The sequence below is a fragment of the Pseudomonas sp. SDO5215_S409 genome (genome assembly GCF_054071325.1).
This window is the reverse complement of the sequence record NZ_JBSVWN010000012.1, coordinates 68370-84072: the sequence shown is the minus strand read 5'-3', so window position 1 is coordinate 84072 and position 15703 is coordinate 68370. Positions and strand designations below refer to the sequence as shown.

Genomic DNA, 15703 nt, shown 5'->3' with positions numbered 1-15703 from the left:
GATCAAGCCTTAGTTCAAAGCAATATGGGACACACAATGTGTGGCGTTGATTAACCGATGATTAACCGGGCTATTCTAGGGCGTAAGGATTGTCTGAAGCTGCCCGCAGGCACCGCATAATGCGTGCTTAATCCACCGGCCGTTTAATCACCCTCATTTATCAAGGGACTCACCATGCACGTACTGGTCTGTGAAGACGATGAGCTGATTGCCAGTGGCATTGTCGCCGGCCTCGGCGCCCAGGGCTTGACCGTGGAGCGCGTCGGCACGGCGGCCGCTGCCCGGGCGATGCTCAAGGTCGCCGAATTCGACGTGATGGTACTCGACCTCGGCCTGCCGGATGAAGACGGCCTGAAGCTGTTGCAGCACTTGCGCAGCCAGGGCCTGGAAATTCCGGTGCTGATCCTCACCGCGCGCGACTCGGTGACCAACCGCGTGGACGGCCTGCAGGCCGGGGCCGACGACTACCTGCTCAAGCCTTTCGACCTGCGCGAACTGGCCGCCCGCCTGCACACCCTGCTGCGGCGCGTGGCCGGGCGCAGTGTCAACCTGATCGAGCACGGGCGCCTGACGTACAACCCCAGCAGCCGCGAAACCCTGTTGGGCGGCCAGCCGGTGGACCTGTCCCGCCGTGAGCAGGCGCTGTTGCAGGCGCTGCTGCAAAACCGGGGCCGGGTGCTGTCCAGCGAGCAGCTCAAAGACAGCGTCTACGGCCTGAGCGACGAACTGGAAAGCAACGCCCTCAACGTGCATATCCACCACCTGCGGCGCAAATTGGGCAACGGCATCGTCGAAACCGTGCGCGGCCTGGGCTACCGCCTGGGCCCGGCGGATGACGGGGATGAAGCCTCGTGAAAAGCCTGCGCCTGCGCCTGACGTTCAAACTGGGCGCCGCCTTTGTGCTGATCTGGACCCTGGCGGCCGCCTGGATGCTCAACGACCTGCGCAACCAGATGATGTTTTCCCTGGACCAGCGCCTGGTGGCGTCGGCGCGCATGGTGGCCGGGCTGACCGAGCAAATGCCGGGCCTGGCCAGCGTGAGCGGCGGCGCGCATTTCAGCGCCCAGCAATTGAACGTGCCCGGCGGCATGGCGTGCCAGGTCAGCTCGCTGCGCGGTGAAATCCTCGCGCGCAGCCACACCACCCCGGACGAGGGCCTGGAGTCGCGCCGCAGTGGCTTTCGTGACCAGGTCATCGACGGTGTGGGCTGGCGCAGTTTTACCCTGTCGCGCGGCGATTTACTGATCACCACCGCCGACCGGCAGGTGGAGCGCGAGTCCCTCAACCTCTCGATTCTGTTGGCGGCCTCGGTGCCGGTGGGCGTGGCGTTGCTGGGTTGCCTGTGGCTGCTGTGGCTGGGCATCGGCCAGAGCCTGGTGCCGCTCAACCGCATGCGCGATGCCTTGACGCGGCGCAGCGCCGACTCCCTGGAGCCCTTGCAGATCAGCCCGTTGCCCAGTGAGCTCAAGCCGCTGCTCGACACCCAGAACCAGCTGTTCCAACGCATCGCCAAGACCCTGGAGCGGGAGCGCCGCCTGACCGGCGACGCCGCCCATGAACTGCGCAGCCCGCTGACGGCCATCAAGACCCACCTGCAAGTGGCGCGCATGACCGACGGCGCCGCACGCGACCAGTCCCTGGCCCACGCCGAGGCGGGCGCCGACCGCTTGCACCGCACCCTTGAGCAACTGCTGTTGCTGGCGCGGGTCGAGGGCAGCCTGTCATTTGACGACGGCTTGCAATCGAGCGCCGAGCAAGTGGCGCGCATGGCGATCCAGGACGCCAATGCCGGTGACAACCAGCGCATCGACCTGATCCTGGCCGACGGCCTTCGCGACACCCCGGTGCAAATGCCGGTGGGCCTGGCGGTGGCGGCCTTGCGCAACCTCCTGGACAACGCCTTGCGCCATACCCCGGCCGACACCCGGGTGGAGCTGAACGTGTTCACCACCGGCGACCAGGTGGTGTTTCGCGTGCGCGACCATGGCAAGCAGATCTCCAGTGACGACCTGCAACACCTCACCCAACGCTTCTGGCGCAATGGCAGCAGCGATGGCTGCGGGCTGGGCCTGGCGATCGTGCAGGCGATCGTGCAGCGCTGTTCCTGCTCATTGAAGTTTGACAGCCAGGCCGATGGCCTGCGGGTCGAGTTGGGTATGCCGCTGCGCAGCTGAGCTTTTTCAACGTGCAAATAACTACCGCCCTCCTGGTGCTCGAGCGCTTCAGGATGGCGGTAATTTTTGCGTTTGGACGGGCCGAATGACTTGGCCTGTGTTGAAAAGGACAGTTCGCATGTTGGTCATTGATAGCACCTACCCGGCAAAGGATTTCAACGAGCGCCACGGCGAAAGCGTGCGCCAGATTATTGTGCATTACACGGCGGCGCCCTTCGCGTCGTCGCTCAAGACCCTGACACAGGACGGGGTCAGCGCCCATTACTTGCTGCCAGACCCCCGTGAGTCCGGCTATCGGGCGGCTGGCTACGACGAGCTGCGTGTGTTTCGCCTGGTGGACGAAGGCCGCCGCGCATGGCACGCCGGGGCCAGCCATTGGGGCGGGCGGGACAACCTCAACAGCCGCTCCATCGGCATCGAAATCGTCAACCTGGCGCGGGACGACGGCGGCGTCTTCACGTTTCCTGACTACGGCGACGAACAGGTCGGGGCGTTGATTGCACTGCTGCGCGATATCACCGCGCGTCACCCGCAGATCGGCCCCACCGACCTGCTGGGCCATTCGGACGTGGCCTACGGGCGCAAGAGCGACCCGGGCCCGCGGCTGCCGTGGCAGCGCCTGCATGAGGCGGGCCTCGGCGCCTGGTTCGACGAGCCGGTGCAGGCTATGTATCAACGCAGGTTCTGCATGGGCTTGCCGCCCGAGGTCGAAGTGGAGCGCGCGTTCCAGCGCTACGGCTACGCACCGGCCAAGAACCGCCAGGCTTTCGTGCTGCGCACCCGCGCGTTTCAGATGCACTTTCGGCCAAGGGAGTATGGCGGGGTGCTGGACGGGGAAACGTGCGGGATCTTGTATGCGTTGAATGAAAAATATCGGGGGTTGTGAGGTCGGCCAAGGCCAGGCCCCTGGAAAATACGCCATGACATCGCGACGGATGAGGGGGAACCCGCAAGCGCTCCGGCACCACTCAACCTATCACTTTCAAGAAAGTTGATTCCAGGCGTCTATGACCATCATCAGCTCCGTACCGTCCCCCGTCTTTGTTTTGAGTGACAACCCAGCCGTAAAAGAGCCTGCGCCTGCACAGGCTCAAACGCCGCCCGTCGCTGAGCCTGAGGGGAGCGCTGCCCGGCCAACCACCCTACATGAGCGTGCCGTGTCCGGGACACGCACGCAGTTGAGTACGCTTTCCCTGAGGAGGGGGCCTGGGGTGGCGTTGCCGACGGTTAAAGGCCCGGCGATGCGCTCTGGCATGGCGCCGTCACCTTGGCATATGCAACCGATGGGGTGGGGGATGGCACCTGTGGCGCCCGCACAGCCACGCAGGGTAGACGCTCATTACGAGCCGATCGGGCGTGAGATTTCGAATTTCAACGGGCGAGTCAGTTTGTCGCGCAAAGAGGCCGAGCACGGAGGGGAAACGGTGGTGTGGTGCCGCCACTTGGCCTACGAATACTTCAGAAGTGAGAAAAAATTAGACTTTCTGGGGGCGGTGAAGAACGAGGCGGGCATCAAGAAGTATTTTTCCGGTGGCACGCTGCATTCGTCCAACGAGGGAAGCGAGGCCATGCGGGATACTGCGACCTTGCTCAATACGCGTGTGCTTTCGCTGGACATGTTGCCGACGCAGATCAGTGAGATCGCGGCAACGATGATTCATATCAACCAGAAAAATAACGACTTCATGCTTAACAGCGGCGTGCATTCAATGGCGTTGAACATCAAGATCCAGAACCACAATCAGGTATGCGTGAGCTTTTACGATCCCAATTGTACAAACAGTCAACTGAGGATCGAGGCAAACGGCGCCCATGATTTACAAGCTCTGAGTCAATTGGTCGGGTCGCTGCAGCTCTATCGCCAGAACGATCAGAGCCACGCGTTTTCGCTGCGTGCGACGTACGATATTTTCCAGCCTCAGCAAGAAATGAGGTTTCTGAGCCCTGGCCCCTCGTCCACCCCCGACCAGTTGACCCGCTCGGCGATGTTTCACGCTCATACGCGACGTGACCCGGCGCTGGCGGTGATGCTCTTGAATAAAGCCGTCAGCGAAAATCCAAGGGGCCTGAAGGAAACCCTGGGCCAGTCTTACGACGGTATGCCCTACCTGGCCGTTTCGCTGGAAAAAGGTCACACCTCGACGGTTGAAAGTTGGATGAAGGGCATTCGTAAGCTGGTTGCCCCGCGCCTGCTTACACAAGATGACGTGTTTGCGTTATTCAAGGCCCATGATGGTGTGGAAGATGGTTTCGTCGTACCGCTACGTACACGGAACCTCGATACGATCAAAGTGTTTATGGCGCAAGTGATAAAAGCCGCGGATGAGGGCGCGTTAAGGTCGTCTCAGGCCAAAGCGCTCTTTTCAGCGCCGGAGCCAACGCTGGGATCGGGTTTTAATCACCTCTGGTTTCATTGTGATCACGAGGCCATGGCCGTTGTGGCCAAGCAGTTGGGCGCTTGCTACGCCAAAAGAATCTTGGAACGTGCGGATATCAAGGCGCTGTTGCAAGGCCCGCCGTTTGACAGAAAGGCCGCAAAGCAGCCCGCGTTCAAGCAGGAAGAAATCAACGCCTTCAAGCTGGCCTTGCAGCCATTGATTGACCAGCGTGTACTGCGTGATGACGACGTGAAAGCCCTGTTCGCCAGCCATGGCTTTGATAAACCCGCCAAGGGACTGTTGTCCAAAATCCTGCGGTGATTGGAGTGTGACGTGTGTGCCGGTTCTGCTGGTTTTAACGAGCGGTGGTGTAAATCTTGTCGACGCTGGTGCGTTTCCAGAACAGAAAATCCGCGCGCACGCCTCAGGGGCCAGACGCCACGGATTGGCAGTTTTGGCCACCACTATCAGCGCATTGAGGGATTGAGACATGTCCGTCGCCACCCGTCGCATCGAAGACTCGTCGGTTCACGCACAAACGCTGTACCAGTTCGACGACACCCCGTTGCTCGCGCGCCAGCGCCAGCAGGAGTCCAACGCCCGCAGTTACCCCCGGCGCATTCCTCTGGCCCTCAAGCGGGCCAAGGGCATTTACGTCGAAGACGTTGAGGGGCGCACCTTTATCGACTGCCTGGCCGGTGCTGGCACCCTGGCGTTGGGCCACAACCACCCGGTGGTGATCGAGGCCATCCAGCAGGTGCTGAGCGACGAACTGCCGCTGCACACCCTCGACCTCACCACCCCGGTCAAGGACCAATTCGTGCAGGACCTGTTCGGCCTGTTGCCGCCTGCGCTGGCGCGGCAGGCAAAAATCCAGTTTTGCGGCCCCACCGGCACCGACGCGGTGGAGGCCGCGTTGAAACTGGTGCGCACCGCCACCGGGCGTAGCACGGTGTTGTCGTTCCAGGGCGGTTACCACGGCATGAGCCAGGGCGCGCTGAGCCTGATGGGCAGCCTGGGGCCGAAAAAACCGCTGGGCGCCTTGCTGGGCAATGGCGTGCAGTTTCTGCCGTTCCCGTATGACTACCGTTGCCCATTCGGGTTGGGCGGCGCGCAGGGGGTCAAGGCCAACCTGCATTACCTGGAAAACCTGCTGAACGACCCGGAAGCGGGCGTGTTGCTGCCCGCGGCGGTGATCGTTGAAGTGGTGCAGGGCGAGGGCGGGGTGATCCCGGCGGACCTCGACTGGCTGCGCGGCCTGCGGCGCATCACCGAGCAGGCGGGCGTGGCGTTGATTGTCGATGAGATCCAGAGCGGCTTTGGGCGCACCGGCAAAATGTTTGCCTTTGAACACGCCGACATCATTCCGGACGTGGTAGTGCTGTCCAAGGCCATCGGCGGCAGCCTGCCGCTGGCGGTGGTGGTGTACCGCGACGTGCTCGATACCTGGTTGCCGGGCGCCCATGCCGGAACGTTCCGTGGTAATCAGATGGCCATGGCGGCGGGCTCGGCGGTGATGCGCTACCTCAAGGCGCACGACATTCCCGCGCACGCGGCGGCCATGGGGGAGCGCCTGGGCGAACACTTGCGCATCCTGCAGCGCGATTTCCCGCAGTTGGGGGACATTCGCGGTCGCGGCCTGATGCTTGGGGTGGAGTTGGTGCAGCCTAATGGCACGCCGGATGTCCAGGGCCACCCACCGGTCCATCGCGAGCTGGCGCCGGTGCTGCAACGCGAATGCCTCAAGCGCGGCCTGATCCTGGAGTTGGGCGGGCGGCATGGCAGCGTGGTGCGCTTTTTGCCGCCGCTGGTGATCACCGCCGCCGAAATCGACCGGGTGGCCGAAATTTTCGGGCGGGCGCTGGGGGCGGCCGTGGCGAGCGTTTAATTTTTGCCGGTGTTTATACGTTCTAACTAACATCAGCTGCGCGTGTCGCGCAGCCTGCCTTTGAGCGACGGAGAACCGCAATGACCTCAGTATTTGACCGCGACGACATCCTTTTTCAGGTAGTGGTCAACGGTGAAGAACAGTATTCCATCTGGCCTGACTACAAGGCCGTGCCAGAAGGCTGGCGCACCGTGGGCAAGAGCGGCCTGAAAAAAGAATGCCTGGCCTACATCGAAGAAGTCTGGACCGACATGCGCCCCTTGAGCCTGCGCCAGAAGATGGACAGCGCGGCCATCGCCGGTTGAACCCCCCTGCAGGAGGCGAGCGTTTAAACGCCTGCCTCCTTGTCCTGGCCCGACGCGGCCGCCGTCACCACCTGCACATTCAAGCGCGGCGTTGCCAGGTCCAGCCCGGCCTCGTCCAGGTGCCGTTTGAGCGACAGGTTGAACGCCCGTGACACTTCCCACTGCTTGATCGGCGCCGTCTTGAAGCGGGCGCGCAAGATCGCGCTGCCGGACTCGAAACTCTCCACCCCTTGTATCTCCAGCGGCGACCAGATGTTGCGCCGTTGCAGCGGGTCATTGCGCATTTTCTGGCCCACGTCGCGCATCAGCTTGATCGCGTCGTCGATCTCCATGTTGTAGGGGATCGCCACCCGGAAGATCGCATAGCCGAATTCTCGGGAGTAGTTCTTGATGCTTTTGATTTCGCTGAACGGGATGGTGTGCACGATGCCGTCGATGTCCCGCAGGCGCACGGTGCGGATGGTCAGGCCTTCGACCGTGCCCAGGTGGCCGCCGACGTCCACGTAGTCATCGATGGCCAGCGAGTCTTCAATGATGATGAACAGGCCGGTGATCAGGTCGGCCACCAGCGACTGCGCACCAAAACCGATGGCCAGGCCGATCACACCGGCACCGGCCAGGAGCGGCGTGACGTTCATGCCCATGTTCGCCAGCGCCACGATGGCTGCAATGATGAAAATGGTCACAAACAGCACGTTACGGATCAACGGCATCATGGTTTGCGCCCGCGCATTGGCCAGGCCTTTGCGCGAACGGGTCAGGGCGTGGTGGATGGCCGTGTCGCTGAGGATCCAGATCAGCCAGGCGAACAGCAGCGTGCCGGCCAGGCCAAACAGCTTGACGCTGATTTCATGCCCGTCGCCTTCGGTAAAGCGGATCAGCGACAGGCCCCACACCCGCAGGCCCAGCTCGATAAACACCAGCCACACCAGCAGGTGCGCCAGGGTGTACACAAAGCTTTTCAGCCGTTCGGAATACAGCGCGTGGCGCTTGTGCCCGCGTTGTGGCTTGAGGGCATGGCGGCGCACCAGCCCGTTGATCACCATGCACAGCACCAGCAACACCGTGCACAGCAGCGACTGGCGCAAGGCGGTGCTGGTGTCCCCGGCGGACACAAAGGTGGCGAACAACGAGATGCCCACCAGCAGCAGGGCCGGGACGAACCAGAAGCTGCCGATAATCTCGATGGTGTCACTGAGGGCGCGACGGGTCAGGCGACGGGACAGCGGCTGGTTGCGGATCAAGTGGGCGATGGGGCGGCGGAACCGCAGGATAAACACCCCCGTGGACAACGCCGCCATCACATTGGCGACGGTCGCGGCGGTGTGGGCCAGGTGCTGGCCGAGGCTTTGCACCATGCGTGGATCGCTCAGGGCCTCGCCAAATGCGGCGAAGCTGCCGATCCACCACAGCGGGCGAAACGCCTGGCGGCGCAGGATGTACAGCGCGCGGTGGCGATGGGGGCCGTCGAGCAGGGAAAACGCGATTACGCAGATCGCCGAGAAACACGTGCCCACCACCAGCGCATAGGCCAGCACCATGGCCAGGGATTTGCCCAGCGACGAGGGCAGGGCGTAGGTCAGGTACACGGTGATCACCAGCGCGATCAACCACGGCCCCAGTTTGCGCAGGGCAAAGCGCAACATGTCCCAGGTGCGCGGGTGTTGCGGCAACTCTTCGGGCAGCCCGAAGCGCTCGCGCACGCGGTGGCTGAGCCAGATCAACGCCGCGGCCAGCAGGCTCCACACCGCCAGGATCAAGGCAAAGCCGAAAATGATCGGCAGCCATTCACTGGCTGGCAGCATCAGGGCGCCCAGTTCTTCACGGGCCTGGTCGACCTCGTTGGACCAGCGGCTCAGCGGGCTGTCGGCGCCGGAAAACTGTTGCTCAAGGCTGGTGAGGGTGCCGCCGATCAGGCCCAGCACCCCCTGCTCGGTGGCCGGTTGGGCCTTTTGCGTGGTTTCGCGCAGCTTTTTCAAGTCGCTCAGCAACTGGGTGCGCTGCTGGTCGTTTTCCAGGGTCTTGATCACCTCGTCCAACGATTGCCCCAGCGGCACGTCGGCCTGCGGCTGGGGTTTGGCGGCGCTGCCCAGCAGGCCGGGCAGGCTCACGGCCTGGGCGGGGGCGACGGGTAGCAGGGCCATCAGGCACACAAACAGCAAAAGACGGGCAAGCACGAGGCGGTCAACCTTGCAAATGATCAATTGACCGAGTGTACGAGGCCGTTATGGTCAATGCGAGTGCATTTGTCATTCGGCCAGTTTGGCGAGGATCTTGTACACCACGGTGCCCAGGATCAGCAGCATGCCGACCCACATGGCGAACACGCCGAGGTTCTTGTCGCGGAAGTTGAAGCCGATGGCCAGCAGGATCATGCCCGCCAGAATAGGGATGAGCATGGAGTGGAACGCAGACATTGAGATCATGGGACGACGGCCTTGTCGGGTGGCAATAGTGACAAGTCTAGGCCGGATTGGCGGGCGTGGGGTTGATGTGGGTCAGCGGGTTTCGGGAAGGGTGTGAGGGCCCTCACCGCAGGCGTGCCTGCGAGGAGGGCCCACCGTGTTACGGCAAGTCGCGGCTCGCGTAGAACGCGCCCAGCACTTTCACCAGGTGCGCCAGGTCGTGGCTGCCGCACAGCTCGCGAATCGAGTGCATGGCGAACGTCGGCAGGCCGATGTCCACGGTGCGCACACCCAGGTGGCTGGCGGTGATCGGGCCGATGGTGGAGCCACAGCCCATGTCGCTGCGTACCACGAAGCTTTGCACCGGCACTTCTTCGGCCATGCACAGGTGGCGGAAGAAACCGGCGGTTTCGCTGTTGGTGGCGTAGCGCTGGTTGCTGTTGACCTTGATCACCGGCCCGGCATTGAGTTTGGGGCCGTGGTTGGCGTCGTGTTTTTCGGCGTAGTTGGGGTGCACGCCGTGGGCATTGTCGGCCGACACCAGCAGCGATTTCTGAATGGTGCGTACGAACTCATCCCCTTCAGGCAGCAGGCGGCGCAGGGTCTGCTCCAGCATCGGGCCATCGGCGCCACAGGCCGAGCAGGAGCCGACCTCTTCGTGGTCGTTGCACACCAGCACGCAGGTTTCGTCGGTGTCGCTGGTGAGCAGGGCTTGCAGGCCGGCGTAGCACGACAGCAGGTTGTCCAGGCGGGCGCCGGCAATGAAGTCGCCGTTGAGGCCGATGACCGCGGCGCTCTGGGTGTCGTAGAAGCTCAGCTCATAGTCCAGCACCACGTCGGCGTTCAGCCCGTGCTCGCGGGCCAGTTGCTCGGTGAGCACGGCGCGAAAGTCCACGCGCTCGTCACCGGCAAATTGCGCGAGGATCGGCGGCAGCTCGGTCTGGGCATTGATCGCCCAGCCCTGGTTGGCTTCACGGTTCAGGTGAATGGCCAGGTTGGGGATGATGGCGATGGGCTGCTTGAAGTCGATTAACTGGCTTTCGACCTTGCCGTCGCGGCGGAACGTGACACGGCCAGCCAATGACAGGTCGCGGTCGAACCAGGGGGCCAGCAAGGCGCCGCCGTACACTTCCACGCCCAGTTGCCAGAAACCCTGGCGCTGCAGCTCGGGCTGGGGCTTGACCCGCAGGCACGGGCTGTCGGTGTGGGCGCCGACCAGGCGGATACCGCTGTGCAGCGGTGACTGGCGGCCCAGCTTGAAGGCGATGATCGAGGAGTCGTTGCGGGTCAGGTAATAGCGACCGTTGGGCTCGGTGGCCCAGGTTTCGCGCTCGTCCAGACGCTGGAAACCGGCTGCTTCCAGGCGCTGCGCAAGGGCGGCGGTGGCATGAAAGGGGGTGGGAGAGGCCTTGAGGAAGTCGATCAGGCCTTGGTTCAACGCTTCGCGCATAAATAGCTCCAGACAGCTTTGGGCGCGAGTTTACCGTTCAGGGGGCAGAAGTGCACGGCACGAATGTGGAGGCGGGCACGCCAGCCTCCACTCGGTGGCCTAGAACGGTGCCGGGCACTCAAAGCGCAGGCGTTCGCCGCTGTGCGGGTGAGTGAAGCTCAGCATGCTGGCGTGCAGGCATAGGCGCGGCCAGGCGGCCAGGGCGTGTGCATGGGCATACAAACCGTCACCCAACAGCGGGTGGCCGATGGACAGCATGTGCACGCGCAACTGGTGGGAACGCCCGGTGATGGGCGTGAGTTCCACGCGGCACCAGTCCCCGCAGCGCTCCAGCACTTTCCAGAAGGTCAGTGCGTGTTTGCCGAACTCGTGGTCTACCACATGCCGTGGCTTGGTCGGCGGGTCGTAGCGCAGGGGCAGGTCGATGCTGCCGCTGTCCAGCTCCGGCTGGCCCCAGCACAGGGCGGTGTAGGCTTTTTCGGTTTCCCGGTCGTGAAACTGGCGGGACAGTTCGCGGTGGGTGTCGGCGTCCCGGGCCAGCAGGATGATGCCGGAGGTTTCCCAGTCCAGTCGGTGGACAATTCGCGCTTCGGGGTAGCCGTTTTCCTGTAGGCGGGTAATCAGGCAGTCCTTGTTGTCGTCGGCGCGACCGGGCACCGAGAGCAGCAGGGTCGGCTTGTTCACCACCAGGACAGCGTCGTCCTGATGCAGGATGTGGATGTTGGACAGCGGCATTGAACAGTCTCGCTACAAACGCCAACGGCGGCTCGCCCGCCCAGTTCCCGCAAGGGGATCAGGGCCGGTGAGCCGCCGTGGCGACGGCCTGTTCGATCAACGATCAGGCAGGGTGATGTTAAGTTCCAGAATCGAACAGCTTCCCTCATTCTCGAGGGCGATCTGCACTTGATCGTCGCCGATATTGACGTACTTGCGGATCACTTCCACCAGTTCCTTCTGCAAGGCGGGCAAGTAGTCCGGGGTGCTGCGTTGGCCGCGTTCGTGCGCCACGATGATCTGTAGACGCTCTTTCGCCACGGACGCAGTTGTAGGCGTTTTTCTGGTACGAAAGAAGTCAAAAATGTTCATTGTTTAGTTGCCTCCAAACAGGCGCTCGAAGAATCCCTTCTTCTGTACATCGAGGAAGCGATGTTCCACGGTCTTGCCCAGCAAGCGATCGACGGCGTCGCTGTACGCCTGGCCGGCGTCGCTCTGGTCGTCGAGAATCACTGGAACGCCCTGGTTGGAAGCCTTGAGCACTGCCTGGGACTCGGGGATTACACCCAGCAGGGCCACTGCCAGGATTTCCTTGACGTCTTCAACGCCCAGCATTTCACCCTTGCTGACGCGATCCGGGTTGTAGCGGGTCAGCAGCAAGTGTTCCTTGATCGGGTCTTCGCCTTTTTCGGCGCGTTGGGACTTGCTGGCCAGCAGGCCCAGCATGCGGTCCGAGTCGCGTACCGAAGACACTTCCGGGTTGGTCACCACGATGGCTTCGTCAGCGAAGTACATCGCCAGGTGAGCACCGGTTTCGATACCGGCCGGGGAGTCGCAGACCACGTACTCGAAGGTTTCCTTGAGCTCGGCGAGCACTTTGCCCACGCCGTCTTTGGTCAGCGCTTCTTTGTCACGGGTCTGGCTTGCGGCCAGCACGTAGAGGTTTTCCAGGCGCTTGTCTTTGATCAGGGCCTGTTGCAGGTTGGCTTCGCCGTTGACGACGTTGACGAAGTCGTACACCACGCGGCGTTCGCAGCCCATGATCAGGTCGAGGTTACGCAAACCCACGTCGAAGTCGACGATGACTGTCTTGTGGCCACGCAGAGCGAGACCGGTACCGATAGCGGCGCTGGTGGTGGTCTTGCCCACACCACCCTTGCCGGATGTAACCACGAGAATCTTGGCCAAGGTGTTTCACCCCTAAGGAAAAAGGACTGTCCAGTCCCTGAAAAACATCTCTTGACACTCGCCGCAGGCGGACAGTCTTTGTAGGGAAAAGCCGGGAAAAACCCGCAGCTTTAATAGTTCCTACACAAATCTTGCCGGTTTCGCTGTGCTATCAGAGTCCAGAGATGCTTGGAAAATGCGGCAGTATCCGTTAAAGCCGGATGATGTTCAACACATCGCCCGACAGGCTGACTTGTACCCCGGCCCCCCACAGCGGATCGCGACGCAAGTCTTCCGAAACCTTGTACTGACCTGCGATGGACACTAGCTCAGCCGTCAACTGCTGGCAAAAAATTCGGGCTTTGGTATCACCCTTCACGCCGGCCAATGCGCGGCCACGCATGGGGCCGTATACATGGATGTTGCCATCGGCCAGAAGTTCCGCCCCCGGGCTTACGGGAGCGACTACAACCAGGTCGCCGCCCTGGGCGTAAATTTGCTGCCCGCCGCGTACGGGGGAGGTGATGATCTTTGTAGGCTTTATGGCGGGCTCGGGCGGCTTTTCCGGTTTTTTCGGGGCAGGCGCTTCGGCAGGTTCCAGCGGGCGCTCACGGGCGCCGGACGGTGGCAATACCGGCAGTTCAATGGCAATGGCTGCGGCAATGTCTTCGATACGGCTGGCACGAATCGCCAGGGTGCGCAGGCCGTGCTGGCGGCACACGCGCATCAGCCCGGGCAGGTCGACTGCGCCTTGGCCGGCGGGCAGTTTGTCCAGGGCCAGTACCAGCGGGGCGTTGTTGAAGAAGTTCGGCGCCAGGGCAACCTTGGCGGCGAGCTGGCGGTCCAGCGCATCCAGGTCGTTGCGGGCCAGCTCCAGCACGGTGATGGCGAGCATGCTGCCTTTTAACTGGAACACGGGATCTTGGTCTAGCGGTTCGGTTTGGCTCATGGTCGGCAAAGCGGCTTGTCACGAAAAGTGTCGAGACTTATAACGAGAACATCCACGGGCCGCAAGCCGGGTCGAACCGTTGTAGAATGCGCGGCCCTTGTCTTTACCGGAATCTGTAATGGATCGCCCGCGTTTTCGAGCTGTATTTTTTCACCCGCGTTTTTGGCTGCTGTGGCTGGGCCTTGGCCTGCTCTGGCTGATCGCGCAATTGCCGTACCGGGTATTGCTGGGGATCGGCCGCGCACTGGGTGCGATCATGTACCGGGTGGCCGGTGATCGTCGGCGCATTGCCGCGCGAAACCTTGAACTGTGCTTCCCGGAAAAGTCCGCGCCAGAACGTACACATCTGCTCAAGCAAAACTTTGCGTCCACCGGCATCGCCTTTTTCGAGATGGCCATGAGCTGGTGGTGGTCCAAGCCGCGCTTGGCGCGCCTGGCCCATGTCGAAGGGCTGGAGCACCTGGAGCAGGCGCACAGGGAAGGCCGGGGCGTCATTTTGATGGCCCTGCATTTCACCACGCTTGAAATCGGCGCCGCGCTGCTGGGCCAGCGGCACACCATCGACGGCATGTACCGCGAGCACGGCAACGCGTTGTTCGACTTCATCCAGCGCCGGGGCCGTGAGCGCCACAACCTCGATTCCCTGGCCGTGGAGCGCGACGACGTGCGCGGCATGCTCAAGCTGCTGCGTTCGGGCCGCGCCATCTGGTACGCGCCTGACCAGGACTACGGCGCCAAGCAAAGTATCTTCGTGCCGTTGTTCGGTATTCAGGCGGCCACCGTCACCGCCACCAGCAAGTTCGCGCGCCTGGGCAAGGCCTTGGTGGTGCCGTTCACCCAGGAGCGCCTGGCCGACGGCAGCGGTTACCGCCTGGTGATCCACGCGCCGTTGAGCGATTTCCCCGGTGAAACCGACGAAGTGGACTGCCTGCGCATCAACCAATGGGTAGAAGCCTCGGTACGTGACTGCCCCGAGCAGTACCTGTGGACCCACCGCCGCTTCAAGAGCCGTCCGCCGGGCGAGCCCAAGCTGTACGAAAAACGCCGCCGTTGATGTGAATTTTTCCCCGCTATGGAGTGATGCGATGCGCCCAGCTGAACCGGTCACAGGCTTGATTCTTTCGGGTGGCGGGGCGCGTGCGGCGTATCAGGTGGGGGTGTTGGCGGCGATTGCCGAGTTGTTGCCACCGGGGGCGCCTAACCCGTTTCCGGTGATTGTCGGCACGTCCGCCGGGGCGATCAATGCGGTGAGCCTGGCCAGCGGCGCCACCGACTTCAGCGCTGCCATTGGCCGCCTGACCGCGTTCTGGCAAGGCTTTCGCAGCCACCGGGTGCTGCGCAGCGACTGGCCGGGCGTGATCCGCCAGGCCAGCCGTTTTCTCACCCACAGCCTGCTCGGTTTGGGTCGCCCGTTGCCGGTGGCGCTGTTGAACAGCTCGCCGCTGCGCGAGCTGCTGCAAGACAAGCTGCACCTGGAAGGCATCGACGCGGCGATCCGCCAGAAGGCCTTGCACGCCGTGGCGGTCACGGCGTTCGGTTACGAGTCGGGGCAGGCGGTGACCTTTTACCAAGGGGGCGGCACCATCGATGCCTGGTTGCGCCACCGACGGATCGGCGTGCCCACCCAGTTGACCGTTGACCACCTGCTGGCCAGCTCGGCGATTCCGTTGCTGTTTGCGCCGGTCAAACTCGATCAGGAATATTTTGGCGACGGCGCCGTGCGGCAATCGGCCCCCATCAGCCCGGCGCTGCACTTGGGCGCCAGCCGGGTGCTGGTGGTCGGGGTCAGTGGCAACCCGCGCGGCGTGGATCCGGCCCACCCGCTCACACGGACTTACACCGGGCAGGAGCCGACGCTGGCACAGATCGGCGGGCACATGCTCAACAGCACGTTCATTGACAGCCTGGAAAGCGATATCGAACTGCTTGAACGCCTGAACCAGTTCAGCCACGCGTTGCCGGCCAACAGTACGGTCCAGGGGCTGGCTCCCGTCGAGGTGCTGGTGATTGCGCCGAGCCAGCCCATCGATGAAATCGCCGCGCGCCATCGCTCGGAACTGCCGGCGGCCTTGCGCCTGTTTTTACGCGGGCCGGGTGCGACCAAAACGAGCGGGGCGGGGGTGTTGAGTTACCTGCTGTTCGAGGCGGGGTATTGCAGCGAGTTGATCGAGTTGGGTCGGCGCGATGCCTTGGCCAAGCGCGAGGAGTTGTCGCGCTTCCTGGGCCTGTCATAGGCCCAGCAAGCCGTCCTGCGTACCGCTTAAATGCCGCGT

Annotated in this window: 15 protein-coding genes; 8 read left to right on the top strand and 7 right to left on the bottom strand. The window is 63.0% G+C overall.

Annotated features, from left to right (window positions below; genetic code table 11):
* Positions 1-174: 174 nt before the first annotated feature.
* The 6 genes from ACW9H9_RS09330 to ACW9H9_RS09305 all read left to right on the top strand — a co-directional run bounded on the left by ACW9H9_RS09330 (position 175) and on the right by ACW9H9_RS09305 (position 6745).
* Positions 175-855 (top strand): response regulator, encoded by a 681-nt coding sequence (locus ACW9H9_RS09330; protein WP_457342862.1) that lies wholly within the window; start codon positions 175-177, stop codon positions 853-855.
* Entirely contained in the window at positions 852-2174 is a 1323-nt protein-coding gene (locus tag ACW9H9_RS09325) for an ATP-binding protein (RefSeq protein ID WP_457342861.1), read from the top strand. Before ACW9H9_RS09330 ends, ACW9H9_RS09325 begins: the two co-directional genes overlap by 4 nt.
* Positions 2175-2292: 118 nt before the next feature.
* The gene (locus ACW9H9_RS09320; protein ID WP_457342860.1) at positions 2293-3060 is read left to right on the top strand and encodes an N-acetylmuramoyl-L-alanine amidase; all 768 of its coding nucleotides are present in this window, start codon (positions 2293-2295) and stop codon (positions 3058-3060) included.
* Between the two features lie 325 nt (positions 3061-3385).
* Positions 3386-4873, top strand: a complete 1488-nt coding sequence (locus ACW9H9_RS09315; RefSeq protein ID WP_457342859.1) for a ShET2/EspL2 family type III secretion system effector toxin — start codon at positions 3386-3388, stop codon at positions 4871-4873.
* Between the two features lie 169 nt (positions 4874-5042).
* The gene (locus tag ACW9H9_RS09310; protein WP_457342858.1) at positions 5043-6440 is read left to right on the top strand and encodes a diaminobutyrate--2-oxoglutarate transaminase; all 1398 of its coding nucleotides are present in this window, start codon (positions 5043-5045) and stop codon (positions 6438-6440) included.
* A gap of 80 nt (positions 6441-6520) precedes the next feature.
* Complete coding sequence (locus tag ACW9H9_RS09305; protein ID WP_457342857.1) at positions 6521-6745, top strand: MbtH family protein; 225 nt, start codon at positions 6521-6523, stop codon at positions 6743-6745.
* 23 nt (positions 6746-6768) lie between these two features.
* Here ACW9H9_RS09305 and ACW9H9_RS09300 read toward each other — a convergent pair whose 3' ends face one another.
* From ACW9H9_RS09300 to minC, 7 genes are all read right to left on the bottom strand, one after another.
* Positions 6769-8889 carry a mechanosensitive ion channel family protein gene (locus ACW9H9_RS09300; protein WP_457342887.1) on the bottom strand — a complete coding sequence of 707 codons (2121 nt, stop codon included), beginning with the start codon at positions 8887-8889 and terminating at the stop codon, positions 6769-6771.
* A gap of 105 nt (positions 8890-8994) precedes the next feature.
* Positions 8995-9171: a hypothetical protein gene (locus tag ACW9H9_RS09295; RefSeq protein ID WP_457342856.1), complete on the bottom strand. Its 177-nt coding sequence runs from the start codon at positions 9169-9171 to the stop codon at positions 8995-8997.
* Between the two features lie 139 nt (positions 9172-9310).
* Positions 9311-10600: a M18 family aminopeptidase gene (locus tag ACW9H9_RS09290; RefSeq protein WP_457342855.1), complete on the bottom strand. Its 1290-nt coding sequence runs from the start codon at positions 10598-10600 to the stop codon at positions 9311-9313.
* 99 nt (positions 10601-10699) lie between these two features.
* On the bottom strand, positions 10700-11335 hold the full coding sequence (locus ACW9H9_RS09285; RefSeq protein WP_457342854.1) for an RluA family pseudouridine synthase: 636 nt from the start codon (positions 11333-11335) through the stop codon (positions 10700-10702).
* A 96-nt stretch (positions 11336-11431) separates the two neighbouring features.
* A complete protein-coding gene (gene minE / locus ACW9H9_RS09280) occupies positions 11432-11686 on the bottom strand; it encodes a cell division topological specificity factor MinE (protein WP_019410761.1) in 255 nt (84 codons plus the stop codon).
* A gap of 3 nt (positions 11687-11689) precedes the next feature.
* Positions 11690-12502, bottom strand: coding sequence for a septum site-determining protein MinD (gene minD, locus ACW9H9_RS09275; protein WP_457342853.1), 813 nt, complete (start codon positions 12500-12502; stop codon positions 11690-11692).
* 190 nt (positions 12503-12692) lie between these two features.
* Complete coding sequence (minC, locus tag ACW9H9_RS09270) at positions 12693-13430, bottom strand: septum site-determining protein MinC (RefSeq protein ID WP_457342852.1); 738 nt, start codon at positions 13428-13430, stop codon at positions 12693-12695.
* A 118-nt stretch (positions 13431-13548) separates the two neighbouring features.
* Between minC and ACW9H9_RS09265 the strand changes: the two genes are divergently transcribed.
* On the top strand, positions 13549-14484 hold the full coding sequence (locus ACW9H9_RS09265) for a lipid A biosynthesis lauroyl acyltransferase (protein WP_457342851.1): 936 nt from the start codon (positions 13549-13551) through the stop codon (positions 14482-14484).
* A 31-nt stretch (positions 14485-14515) separates the two neighbouring features.
* Positions 14516-15664 carry a patatin-like phospholipase family protein gene (locus tag ACW9H9_RS09260; RefSeq protein WP_457342850.1) on the top strand — a complete coding sequence of 383 codons (1149 nt, stop codon included), beginning with the start codon at positions 14516-14518 and terminating at the stop codon, positions 15662-15664.
* Positions 15665-15703 lie beyond the last annotated feature (39 nt).